The sequence below is a fragment of the Serratia sp. CY81684 genome (genome assembly GCF_052166595.1).
Classification (GTDB): domain Bacteria; phylum Pseudomonadota; class Gammaproteobacteria; order Enterobacterales; family Enterobacteriaceae; genus Serratia; species Serratia nematodiphila.
Genome location: NZ_JBJNOO010000001.1, coordinates 874,062 through 886,689, shown reverse-complemented (window position 1 = coordinate 886,689; position 12,628 = coordinate 874,062). Strand labels below are relative to the sequence as shown.

Annotated in this window: 9 protein-coding genes; 1 reads left to right on the top strand and 8 read right to left on the bottom strand. The window is 59.6% G+C overall.

Annotated features, from left to right (window positions below; all coding sequences use genetic code 11):
- Nucleotides 1–67: 67 nt before the first annotated feature.
- From ACJ8QF_RS04310 to cmoM, 7 genes are all read right to left on the bottom strand, one after another.
- The gene (locus ACJ8QF_RS04310) at nucleotides 68–715 is read right to left on the bottom strand and encodes an MBL fold metallo-hydrolase (protein ID WP_015377338.1); all 648 of its coding nucleotides are present in this window, start codon (nucleotides 713–715) and stop codon (nucleotides 68–70) included.
- A gap of 64 nt (nucleotides 716–779) precedes the next feature.
- Nucleotides 780–1,328 (bottom strand): YcbK family protein, encoded by a 549-nt coding sequence (locus ACJ8QF_RS04305; protein WP_275095674.1) that lies wholly within the window; start codon nucleotides 1,326–1,328, stop codon nucleotides 780–782.
- Between the two features lie 180 nt (nucleotides 1,329–1,508).
- Nucleotides 1,509–3,317, bottom strand: a complete 1,809-nt coding sequence (gene ldtD / locus ACJ8QF_RS04300) for a L,D-transpeptidase (protein WP_028127364.1) — start codon at nucleotides 3,315–3,317, stop codon at nucleotides 1,509–1,511.
- A 221-nt stretch (nucleotides 3,318–3,538) separates the two neighbouring features.
- Nucleotides 3,539–7,987 (bottom strand): chromosome partition protein MukB, encoded by a 4,449-nt coding sequence (gene mukB, locus ACJ8QF_RS04295; protein WP_004928222.1) that lies wholly within the window; start codon nucleotides 7,985–7,987, stop codon nucleotides 3,539–3,541.
- On the bottom strand, nucleotides 7,984–8,712 hold the full coding sequence (mukE, locus tag ACJ8QF_RS04290) for a chromosome partition protein MukE (RefSeq protein ID WP_004928226.1): 729 nt from the start codon (nucleotides 8,710–8,712) through the stop codon (nucleotides 7,984–7,986). Before mukE ends, mukB begins: the two co-directional genes overlap by 4 nt.
- Nucleotides 8,693–10,015, bottom strand: a complete 1,323-nt coding sequence (gene mukF / locus ACJ8QF_RS04285) for a chromosome partition protein MukF (protein WP_015377335.1) — start codon at nucleotides 10,013–10,015, stop codon at nucleotides 8,693–8,695. The genes mukE and mukF overlap by 20 nt, the downstream gene beginning before the upstream one ends.
- The gene (gene cmoM, locus ACJ8QF_RS04280; protein ID WP_015377334.1) at nucleotides 10,012–10,797 is read right to left on the bottom strand and encodes a tRNA uridine 5-oxyacetic acid(34) methyltransferase CmoM; all 786 of its coding nucleotides are present in this window, start codon (nucleotides 10,795–10,797) and stop codon (nucleotides 10,012–10,014) included. The genes mukF and cmoM overlap by 4 nt, the downstream gene beginning before the upstream one ends.
- Nucleotides 10,798–10,949: 152 nt before the next feature.
- On the opposite strand from cmoM, the gene elyC reads away from it, so the two are divergent.
- Nucleotides 10,950–11,723, top strand: a complete 774-nt coding sequence (elyC, locus tag ACJ8QF_RS04275; protein ID WP_015377333.1) for an envelope biogenesis factor ElyC — start codon at nucleotides 10,950–10,952, stop codon at nucleotides 11,721–11,723.
- A 7-nt stretch (nucleotides 11,724–11,730) separates the two neighbouring features.
- On the opposite strand, the gene ACJ8QF_RS04270 is transcribed toward elyC, so the two are convergent.
- Nucleotides 11,731–12,627 carry a YcbJ family phosphotransferase gene (locus tag ACJ8QF_RS04270; RefSeq protein ID WP_004928233.1) on the bottom strand — a complete coding sequence of 299 codons (897 nt, stop codon included), beginning with the start codon at nucleotides 12,625–12,627 and terminating at the stop codon, nucleotides 11,731–11,733.
- Nucleotide 12,628: the final 1 nt, after the last annotated feature.

The following is a 12,628-nucleotide window of genomic DNA, read 5'->3' as shown; positions in this document are numbered from 1 at the left end:
GCAGGTCATAAGTCATAAAAAAAGGGCGCTCTATGCGCCCTTGATTATTTCGGCCGGGAAATAATCGTTACCACACCGCCGGCTCTTCGCGCAGGAACGGATTGGTCTGGCGCTCGTGGCCAAAGGTCGACATCGGGCCGTGGCCGGGAATAAAGCGCATATCGTCGCCCAATGGCAGCAGCTTGGTGCGAATAGAGGCGATCAGCGCCTGATGATCACCGCGCGGGAAGTCGCTGCGCCCCACGCCGCCGTTAAACAGCACGTCACCCACCAGCGCCAAACGCGCCTGCTCATTGATAAAGACGATGTGGCCCGGTGTGTGCCCAGGGCAATGCAACACCTTGAGCGTCATCTCGCCCACCTGCATCTCATCGCCTTCCGACAACCAACGGGTCGGGGTCAGCGGCGCACACTCTTCCAGCCCGAACATCCGGCTCTGCGCCGGCAAACCATCCAGCCAAAAAGCGTCCTCTTTATCCGGGCCGTAAATCGGCACCTGATAATGTTCCGCCAGCTCAGCCGCCGCGCCGACGTGATCCAAATGGCCGTGCGTCAGCAAAATCTGCGTGATTGTCACACCCTGTTTCGCCACTTCCGCTTTGATTTTTTCCGCTTCGCCGCCGGGATCGACCAACGCCGCCTGCTGCGTGTTTTCACACCAGATCAGGCTGCAATTCTGGCTAAAGGCGGTAACGGGAATAAGATGGTATTTCATAAGGCTCCAACGACAATAACACCGCCTCCGCAAGGAGCGGCGTTATTCACTGAGGGCACCGCGATTACCAGCTCCGAACCGGGCCGGTATCGATGTGCACGAAGTTGCTACGTGGGTAATATCCTACACCACCGGCGCGCATTTTTAACGCCGCTTTACGGATATTACTCAATTGGATACCTTCAATATGGAAATCCATCGCCTGGCCCTTGGTATGGTAGCTGTGCTTGGCCACACCACGGCTGTGCGCGCGCAATTCGTTATTGGTATCTACGGAACGGTAACCGGAGATCAGCTGCACCGGCTTGCTGGTACCCAGCAGCCCCTGCAGGCGATAGAGGTGATCAAACAAGCTGGGATCGATCGATTTAACCTTGTTGGCGCGATAATCGCGGAACAGATGATTTAGCCGAACCAGCTCTTCTTTATTGTAGCCTTTGCCGTCAAAGAACTCGGCTTTAATAGATTCACCGGTATTCAGGTTATTCAGCACTAAAATACGCGGTCGAGCGGTGGAAAGACTGGCAAATGCCTGCCCTGGAAGCAGCGCTATGCCCATAGCGACGCCACCTAGCGCCAGCCATTTACGGCGATGATGATCAATTTTGTCCATGACTCTGTTAAACCCGGCAAGAATGTCAAAATAAATGCACAAAGCAGCGCACTGTCCGAACCATAACCGCCTGCGTATGCTGAGTCAACCCGCGATACGCCTAGGTTTACAGGCCCCCGGCTACGAGGGCCTGCGGTATAGCCAAACATTCTGACCGTTATTTATTTATAATTACTGCATTTACTGCATTAATTTTTTGGCCTGAGCCAAAATTTGTGCGCCCGATCTCACCGTATTATCATAATTGTAAATATCTGTACGGAATTGCGGTTGGCCATCATCCGAAACCCAGGCGGTCAGATAATACAGTTTTACGGGAATACGCTGGCGAATATTCACATAAGTGGTATTGCCTTCTTTCAGCGTGGAGGAAACGCGGCTATTGTTCCAGCCGGCATCCTGCAGCAGCATATTCGCCAAATCGGAAGCCTTGTTCACCCGCACGCAGCCGGAGCTGAGCGCGCGGATGTCTTTCTGGAACAGGCTGTGGTTCGGGGTATCGTGCAGGTAGATAGCATCCGAGCTCGGCATATTGAACTTGAAACGCCCCAGCGAGTTGGTGGCCCCCGGCGCCTGACGGACGCGATACGGGAAGTTGCGCGCAGAAACCATGCTCCAGTCGATCATCGCCGGGTTGATCACTTCCGCATCGTTGCTCCAGCCTGACAGCACGGTATAGCCGTGTTTCTGGAAATAGTTACCGTCGCGCATCGCCTTCGGCACAATATCCTCACGCACCAGCGTAGTCGGCACGTTCCAAGGCGGGTTGACCACCACGTTGTTCAACGCGCTGCTCATCAACGGCGTCTTGCGGCTCGGCCGCCCGACGATAACGCGGGAGGACAACACTTCGTTGCCGTTCTGATAGTAGGTCAGCGAGTAGTTGGGAATGTTCACCATAATGCCGGTGCCGACATGCCCCGGCAAGATGCGCAAGCGCTGGATATTCAGCGCCAACAGCGCTGCGCGGGTTTTCGGTGACACGTTGAGCCACTCGCGGGTGCGCACGCCGATCACGCCGTCCGCTGTCAACCCCTGCCATTTCTGGAAACGCTTGACGCCCTCCACCAGCTCGTTGGTATAGAGGTTGTCGCTCACCACGCTGCCGATCTGCGGCGGCGTCTGTTCCGCGGTCAACTCCGTCACCGGCGCCGCCGATGGACTGACCGTCACACGGCTTTTCTCTTCGTCTACCGTCAGCCCGCCGTCGTCGGGTTCATTGCTCTTCGCCGAGACCACCGCCGGTTCCGGCTCCGCTTCCGGCGCCGAGGCGGCCAGCATGCCGGTGCGCGTCAGGATCTCACGCAGCGCCGGGATATCGTTGCTCATTTGGCCTGGGCGCAGGCTCGGGCCACTGCCCACCTGCGGCCAGGGGCGGTTGTCCGCCAGCATGTCACGCAGCGCCTGATGCATCTTGGCGTATTGCGGATGCTGCGGCGCAAGCGAATTCACGTAGCTCAGGGTTCGCGCCTGGCGCACCGCCAGCTGCCATTGATTGATCACCGCCGTGGGCGGCAAACCAAGCTTGTAAGGAATATTGCTGTACAGCCAGTTGTTGCCGTTGGCGCCGATGGCGGATACAAACTGCAAATAGCCCAGCATCGCATCGGACAACACCGCATCGCGGCCCGCTTCACTGAGCGCCGGATCGGTCAACATCTTCACCCACTGGGTGAACTGCGGCTGTACGCCGGACATCGCCAGTTCGGCCAGCTGCTGTTGAAATTGCTGAACGGCCTCGCGATCCTGCCACATCGGCTGCATATGATTCGCCGCATACAGCGGCGCCAGCGTGGAAAGGTAGTGCAGATCCATACCGCGCGGCAACGCGGCCAGCAGTTCAGAACGACTCTGCGCAACGGACATGCCTGCTGTTGCCACCGGTAACGCCGTTACGGTGGCCAAGGCGGAAAACGACGACACAAGACTACAGGCGATAGCGCCACTCAGCGCCAAACGTCGTAGAGAGTTTCCCTTTTTAAGCAACATCCCTTGCCCCCTGTATGCTCACAAAAAAAAACGTCAAAAACTGCATATAGTTTCAGTATACAAACAGAAAGGCCGTTTCGCCCTGCGGGCGTCGAATAACTGTTTATGTGATTAAACTAACCGCTTTTCAACGGATAAAAAAGCAGGACTATCATCCACGCGCACAAAAAAATAGCCACCCTGCGGCGGCTATTTTCGGATTTTTAGGGCGTTTTTCTGCGTTACGGCGTCTCAACCGGCGCAGTGCCCAGCGCCGGCGGCTCGCCGGCGAAACCGCGCAGCCCCACCACGTGCACATGCTCGTGGTTCTGGAACACCTTACGCACCAGTTTATAGGTGGTGCCCTTCTCCGGACTGATGTTTTCCGGCGCCGCGATGATCAGCTGCATCTCCAGACGATCGCACAGTTCGAACAGCGTGGCGATCGACTTGGCATCCAGACGCGCCGCTTCATCGAGGAACAGCAGGCGACACGGCGAGATATCTTTACCGCGCAGGCGGCGGGACTCTTCTTCCCAGCTCTGCACCACCATCACCAGGATTGACATCCCGGTACCGATGGCTTCACCGGTAGACAACGCGCCGCTTTCCGCACGCAGCCAGCCGTCGGAACCACGGTACACCTCAACTTCCATTTCCAGATAGTTGCGGTAGTCCAGCAACTCCTCGCCAATGGTCTGTGGCGTGCGCTGCCCCATGTCGATCTGCGGATTCAGGCGCTGATACAGCTTGGCCAGCGCTTCGGAGAAGGTCAGGCGGTTGCTGTTGAACAGATCCTGATGCTGTTCCTGCTGCTCGGAGAGCACGTCCAGCAGAGTGGCATGCGCTTCGCGCACGTTGACGTTCAGACGGACGCTCTTCACCTGGCCGAAAGCAACGGCCTGCAACCCCTGGTTCAGCATGCGAATGCGGTTCTGCTCGCGCTGAATGGTTTTGCGAATGATGTTGGCCACGCTTTTCGAACTGATCGCCAGCTTCTGCTCGCGCGCGGTCAGTTCTTCGGTCAGACGGCCCAGCTCAATCTCCATCTGCTCGATGGCCTCGACCGGATCGTCGGTACGGATGATGTCCTGGCGGATACGCTCGCGCAGGTGTTGGTACACCGCGATATAGAACTGAATCTTACGCTCCGGCCGCTTCGGATCTTCCGACAGACGCAGCACGTCGCGCAGGTGTTCGTTGTCCGCCACCGCCAGACGCAGCGCGCCGAGCGCCTTATCCGACATCGAGCGCAGCTCGTCGCCATCCATGTACGCCAGCTCGCGGCGATGCAGGCGGCGTTCCACGCCGTTGTCTTTCACCAGACGCATCACCGCGCACCAGCCCGCCTTGGCGGTCACCACCTGCTCGCGCAGCTGATGGTAGTCGCGTTCCAGCTTGCGCAGTTTCTTCTGCAGGCCATCCATTTCGGCTTCGCAGAAGGTCAGCTGTTTCTCCAGCTGATTGCGGCGAGCGCGGTTGTTGCTCAGCGCCGCATGCAGCTCGTCGCGGCGCTGACGCGCGCGCGCTTCGGCGTTGGCGTCGGCCTGCACGCCGATATCCACCAGCTCCTGGCTCAGCTCTTTCAGCATGTCGCGCTTGGCGTCATACGAGCTTTTCAGCGAGGCCAGCACCTGGCTGTATTGGGTGAACTGGGTTTGATATTGACGCAGCTGCTCACGGGCGCGGGCGCGTTCGGCTTCCGCCTGTTCCAGACGCTGGCGCAGCTTGTCGTTGAGATCGTTGTTGGCATTCTGCATGCCGGCGGAGTCGGTATAGCTGAAGTGCGCGCGGCGCTGCACCACTTCTGTCAACGCGAACGCCTGCTGTTTGGCCTGACGCTGCACGCTTTGCGCCTGCGCGTAGTCCTGCTGCAGCTGTTCATGCTGCTGCGGATCGCTCTGCAGCACCGACAGCAGCGGCTCCAGTTTGGTCAGCGACACCCCGTGCTGTTGAATGTGGCGCGCGGCGTCCTGTGCTTCTTCCAGCTCTTCGCGGATCTCGTCGACGCGATCCTGCAGCGTTTCATCGTTCAGCAACGACACCAGCGGCATCAGGCGGTTGAGCGCGGAAATGCCCTCTTTGGCCTGATCGTACTGCTGACGCTGCTGCTGATTCTGCGCTTCGTGATTGTTCAGCGCACGCTCGATCTCGCCGCGACGGGCGTTCAGGCCGCGGATCTCCGCTTCCGGATCGGCGTCGAACGCCACCGCCAGATGGGTGCCGATAAAGCGGCTGAAGGCCTGATGCGAACGCTGGGTTTTCTGCACGTCGAACGACAGCGTGGCATAACGTTCCGCCAGCGTTTCACGCTCGGCATGCAGCACTTCCAGGCGGTTTTCGCGCGCCGCGCGGCCGAACAGCGGCACTTCCGGGTAGCGGGAATAACGCCACTGGCGATCGGCGATCTTCACCACCACCGCTTTGTCCTGTTCTTCGACGGCAAATACGCTGTCATCGAACGACTGCGGATCCCCTTCGATCAGGTAGAGATCTTCCGGGCAATCTTCCAGCCCTTCCAGCATCTCGCGCACCAGCGACAGATCCGGCACCACGATGGCGTGGCGCGAAGGGCCGTACAGCGCCGAGAAGTAAGGCGCGTCGTCGATGGTAACGTCATCGTAAATTTCCGACAGCAGCACGCCGCCGAAACGTTCGGCCAAGGTGACCAGGCGTTGATCTTCCGCGCCGCCCGGCTGGCTGAGACGTTCGATCTGCGCTTCTACTTCGCGCTTGCGGGCCGCCACCTCGTCGCGCTCGACGGTGGTTTCACGCTCGCGCTCCAGCAGCTGCTGCATGTATTCGGTCACCTGCTGGCTGTTTTCCAGCGGCTCTCCGCTCTGATCGCTGAGCTGGCTCAGGGCGTCCTGCGCCGCCAGCCACACCGGGGCGCGCGCCGTCAGCTCACGGATGCGCTGCTGGATCTGCTCCAGCTCCTGGCGCATCTCCATGCGGCGTTCGCCGGCTTCGCTGACGTTCTGCGACAGCGCTTCCAGGCGCTCTTCCAGCTCCTGCTGCAGCATGTCGAGATCGTCCGGCTGGTACTCCTGACCATGGCGTTTGCAAAATTCTTGCAGCAGGCGCTCGGCGTCCTGCTGCGAGCGCAGGCGCTGTTCCAGTTCGCTCAGGCGCAGGCGCAGCGGCTGAACGCGCTCGGCGAGGTGTTGCTGCGAAGGCCAGTCGCGCAGCAATTCGCGCGCGCACTGCCAGGCTTCGCTGCGGCTGACCTGACCGGCGATTTTACCCACCAGCTGATAGGCCTGCTCGAACTGGCCGTGCGCGGCGTCGGCCACGCTCAGCTTCTGTTCCAGCATCAGCAGCGCTTCGGTCGCCTCCTGCTCGCGGGCCTGGAAGGTATCCAGCCACTGTTCGGCATTATCGGCGGTCAGGTCCGGCAGTTGGCACAGCGCGCGTGCGCGCTCCAACGCCTGCAGCGCCTGCTGGTACTGAATGGCGCGGGTCTGCTGCACATCGAGCGCCTGCTGGTAGTCGGCCAACTGGCTCTTCAGCTCATCCACTTCCAGCTCGGCCGCTTCGGCGCGCGCTTCGTTTTCGGCCTGCTGCTCGCTCGCCTCGGCCACCACTTCGTTCTGCTCTTCCAGACGGTAGGTCAGCTCTTCCAGATCGGCTTCATAGCGTTCGATCTTCTCCTGCTGACGCATGGCCGTCTGCACCAGATTCAGGTGGTCGCTGGCGGCCTGGTAATCGGTTTCCAGATCGGATTCGGCACCGCTCTGTTCGCTCAGCTCGCGCGCCATTTCCACATGGCGATACTGTTCGGCGGCCAGCTGCTTGCGGCTGCCCAACAGATCGCTGCGCAGCGCCAGCGCGCCGTCCAGATGGATGCGGCGTTCGTTGGCGTGGCGCATATAGTCCGCCGCCACATAGGAGGTGGCCTCGGAGATCAGATGCTTGAACAGGTCGCGATCTGACTGGGTGACGCGGATCGCTTCCAGCGTCATGCGGTTTTCGCGCAGCGCCGCTTCCATGTCCTGGAACGCCTTGCGCACGCCGCTGTTTTCCGGCAGCAGGTAATCACGCAGCGAGCGGGTGATGGCGCTGGAGATACCGCCGTACAGCGACGCTTCGATCAGACGGTAGAACTTGCTGCGATCGGCGGACGAACGCAGGCGTTTCGGGATCACGCCCAGATCGAACATCAGCGAGTGGTAATCGGTGATGGAGTTGAACTGCTTGAACTGCACGCCCTCCATCTCTTCCACGCGCTCTTTCAACTCTTGCAGCGACAGCACGCGCGCCTGGCGCTCACCCACGGTCTGGGTCAGCAATTCAGTCGGCTGTACCGCGGTCGGCAACCCCTGAATGGTGAACGGTTTGATATCGACCTTGCGGTCGCGCCCTGCCACCTGCTGCAGACGCACGCCAACCACCACGCGCTGGTGGCGTGAATTGACGACGTCAAGGGTGGAGTAACATACGCCGGCGCGCAGCTTGCCGTGCAGGCCCTTGTCGCGCGAACCGCTGGTGGCGCCCGCTTCGGTGGTGTTACGGAAGTGCAACAGCGTCAGGTCGGGGATCAGTGCGGTGACGAAGGCCGCCATGGTGGTGGATTTCCCCGCCCCGTTACCGCCGGACAGCGTGGTCACCAGCTCATCCAGATCAAAGGTGCGGGCGAAGAAGCCGTTCCAGTTAACCAGCGTCAACGAGCGAAATTTACCGCGTTCAATCATTCCTGTTCATCCTCTGCACCGTCAGGAGCGTTATCAACCTGCTGATCCTCAGCGTCATTCTCATCGTTCAGCGACAGGCTGGTTTCAACCGGCATCGCCTCGCCGTCGCGAATCATGCGCAGCTGCGCTTCACGCGGATCGTCGCCGCTGCGCACGTCGGCGCCGAAGCGGAACACCGCCTCGGTAATGCGGAACTTGCTGCTGTCATTGCCCATGAAATAGACCATGCCGAGGCGGCGCAGACGGTTCAGCGAGGTGCGCACCTTTTCGTGCAGCTTCTGCCGATCGAGATCCGAACCGGTAGAGCGCTGGTTGACGAACTTCAGCAGCTTGTTCTCATCGGCCAGGCTCAGCAGCTCGTCGTACAGCTCCTGATGGCTGAAAATGCCCTCGTGCGCCAGGCGCTCGGGGCTGAGATACAGGTAGCACAAGATCTTACCCACCATCATATCCAGCTCGGACAGCACCGAACGCGGGATCAGCGTGGTGGAGCGCGGGCGCAAATAGAAGAAACCTTCCGGCGCCCGAATCAGCTCGACGCTGTAACGGTTGTAAAATTCTTCCAGCTCATCCTGGAAATCCATTAAAAAGGCGTGGTTGTCCAGCTCATCGATACCGATGTGACGACCCGCGCGCAGTTGGCTGTCCAATGCCGGGAACAGCGAGTTGGACAACGCTTTGGCCAGCTTGACTGGCATTACTTGTTCAATATTTGTCGATGACATGGGCCTGGACCTTGGCTCCGTAATCATTGATTGCCTGCCATTCCGCCGGCAACCCTGAGAAATCTGCTTCAGCCACACCGAGGCGCACTGCCTGGTCGACCACTAAACGTGCCACGTCGAAATGACGCGCACGCGGATATTGCGCCAGATAATCGCGCATCACCGCTGCAAGGTTGAGCGGCATCTGCTGTTCCTGGTACACCTTCAGCGCCTCTTCGATCATCGCCGCCAGCTGTTCGCGAATCTCGCTGAACTCTTCGAACTCCAGATCCGGCGGCAGTTCCCCGGTCACTTCATCGCTGCGCAGCGCCAGTTCTTCGTCGCGCATGTCCAGCAGACGATCGGCATTGGCATGGGTCAGCGCCCACGGGTGGTCGAAATAGGTTTGCACCGACTGGCGCAGGCGCTGGGCGAACACGCGGTTTTTGTCCATATCGATAGCGGTACGGATAAATTTATGCACGTGGCGATCGTAGCCGATCCACAGGTCGATCGCCTGCTGACCCCAGCTGATGATGCGATCCAGCTTGCTTTGCAGATCGAACACCAGCTTGTCAACGAAACCCAGCTCCACGTTGCCGAGGGTTGCGTCCTGGATGCGCAGCAGGTTGGCCTGCAGCTTATCGCCCGCCGCATCCAGCGTATCCTGCAGCTCGCGCAGGGTGCCCGAGGTTTCCGACAGCAGCATCTCGCAGCTGGAGATCGCCGCCCGCCAATCTTTGCTCAGCAGCGCCGCGATGTCGTTCTTCACGCTCTGCTGCTGCTCGTCCATCACGCGTTGGGTCATGTCGATGCTGTCGAAGATTTCCGCCACCGAATATTTCAACGGCGCGAACACGTTGCGGTGCCAATGGAAATCGTCGCCGCCCTCGTCGGCGGCATCGGCGGCGCGTTTGAGTTCCTGCGCCACGATCGACAGCTGCATCGACAGACGCAGCGTGGAGAATTCGCGTTGGCGAATATAGTAATCGGTAATGCCGATACCCAGCGGCGTCAGGCGGTAAATCGCGTTGCCGTCCGCCAACTCGCTGGTAAAACGGTTCAACAGGCGCTGGCGCACCATGTCGTTAATCGCATTGTTGGCGCGCATCGCCACCGTTTCATGCGTCTGTTCAAAACCCTTGCTGACATGGCGAAATGCATCAACCAGCTCACCTTCGCTCATCTCGCCGTCCAGTCGTTCGCCGTTCAGGGTGGCGATGGCGAGCAGAAATGCGAGACGCTCCGTAGGGAGCGAAATAGAGAAATCATTTTTCCGTGCCCAGGCGACCAGTTCGGGTACTGTCTGGGAAAATTCACTCATAGTTCGTCCTTCAGGTTTGGTTTATGCGCCATGACGTGAATATAGCGCCCCAAACTCACGTACGGCTCCTGCCGGCAATAGTGCTGTTCAAGCGCCAGTAACTCTTCAAATTTTTGTGTTTGCAGCTGTCTGCTCTGCAGATAGTCGTGGAACACCCGCACGCCGGTTTTGCCGCCGATGCGCATGCCCAGCTGTTCCAACCAACCGTAGACCAATAGCGGATCGTGCGGATATTGCGGCGACAGCGAACGCTTGCGGCGCCGTCTGACCTCGGGATCCACCAGTTGGAAATTACCCAACACCACGTTGCGCATCAAGAGGCCGTTGGCGTTGAAGAACATCAGCGACAGTGCGCCGCCCGGCGTCAGGCAGTCATACAACGCCTGCAGCGCCGCTTCGGGCTCGGCGATCCATTCAAGCACTGCATGAAACAATATCAGATCAACCGGCTGTTCCAAATGTTGAGCGATATCCTGCGCAGAACTTTGTACAAATTGCATGTTCTGGCTCACACCTTTCTGCTCCGCCAGCTGCGCGGCGCGCTGGATCATCTCACCAGAAAGATCGCACAACAACACCTGATGTCCTAATTCTGCCAGTTGGCAGGCCATATGGCCTTCACCGCCCCCGGCGTCGAGAATGCGCAGCGGCCGCTGCGGCAACTGCGCCAGCAGCCCGGTCAGATCCTGCCAAACCACCGCCTGGCGGATTTTTCCTTTCGTGGTGCCGTAAATATTACGCGCAAATTTTTCAGCAATATCGTCAAAATTGCGATCCTGCATGGACAACGGCTCCGCTGATCTCATTCTTGTCGGCGGCAAAGCGCACGCCCATTCAAACCTGCTATTTTGGCACAGACTGACTTAGAATGTATCTTCTTGCGGCCTGTTTATACCTGGATGCCGCTTTTTCACCCAAAAGGATCTGATTTTCGATGCTGTTCAACCTGAAAAAGTTCTTTGGCGCCCTGCTGATGCCACTGCCGCTGTTGATGCTGCTGATGGGGCTGGCGCTGCTGCTGCTGTGGTTCACCCGCTGGCAAAAAAGCGGTAAGACGATTTTCACGCTGAGCTGGCTGTTTTTACTGCTTTTCAGCCTGCAACCGGTGGCCGACCGGCTGCTGCGGCCAATCGAAGCCGAATACCAGACTTATCGCGGTAACGATCCGGTCAGCTACATCGTCGTGTTGGGTGGGGGCTATACCTACAATCCCGATTGGGCGCCCAGTTCAAACCTGCTCGGCAACAGTCTGCCGCGCGTGACGGAAGGCGTGCGGCTCTACCTAGCACATCCCGGCGCCAGGATGGTGTTCACCGGCGCGTCCGCCGGCCCCATGCAAAGCAACGCCGCCACTGCGGCGCTGGTGGCCGAAAGCCTGGGCGTGCCGCGCAGTGATATGGTGATCTTGGGGGAACCGCGCGATACCGAGCAAGAGGCCGCTCAGGTCGCCAAATTGGTCGGCGAGCAACCGTTCATTCTGGTGACCTCCGCCAACCATCTGCCGCGCGCCATGCGTTTCTTCAAGGCTAAGGGGCTGCACCCGATCCCGGCGCCGGCCAACCAGTTGGCGATCGACTCGCCGCTGAATATCTGGGATCGCGCCACACCGTCGTCAATGTTCCTCGGCCATACCGAGCGCGCCTGGTATGAAACGCTGGGTAGTCTGTGGCAATGGCTGAAGGGTGCAGATAGCGCCGGCGCAGAGTAAAGCTCGTTCAACCGGCCAGCCAGGGCAGCAGCTGTTGCGATGCATAGTCGAACGGCCGCCGCTCCAGCTTGCCGGTATGGATCAAACGCCCTACCGCTTCCCACACCACATATAGCCAGCGCCGCGCCAGGAAAGCATCGGCGACAGGCGCCCGCTGCAGATAGCTGAACAACAGCTGGCTGGGCATGCCCGCCTCGCAGAGGCGGAAAAGATCGTATTCGCGCGGCGCCCACAGCACTACGCCGGGATTGAGCATCGCCAGCAGTTGATCGCTTTTGGGATCTTTCAGCATGCTGCGCAGCGATAAGTTACCGTGCACCAGAACACAGGGATCATCGAAGCCGACGAAGAAATGGGTCAGCGCTTCGCGCGTGCGGTACAGCAAACGCCGATCCGCCATAGTCAACTGCGGGGTGGTGAGATTGACCACCGTCGCCCACAGCACTTCGACCCGCTGTTGATACCAGCAAAACCAGTCATTCTCCTGCGTGCTGTCAACGCTGCCGACGCTGCCGTGGCTGTCGATGCGGTGCCAGGCCAATATCCCGTCAACGATCTGCTCCATCAGCATATTCCAGCGATCCGGCGAGCGCGTCGGCGCCTCAGCCGACACGCCGCGCAGGCGCTCGATCAGCAGGATTTCCGTATACGGCGCCTGGTGGGTACGCACCACGCCATACACCGTAGGCAGGCGAATATCCCCGTCGCGCGCCAGCATCGACAGCTTGTACGCCTCCTGCTGGGCGATGCCCCGACAGATAAAGCTTTTCGCCATCAGCGGGATCGCGTTGCCCTGCCGATCGTACAGCGAATACATATGCGCATAAGGCTGTTCGCTCACCCGCTCCAGCCGGCTGATGGACTCACCCAGCACAATGCTCAGTTCGGCGCGTAACTGCTCCATA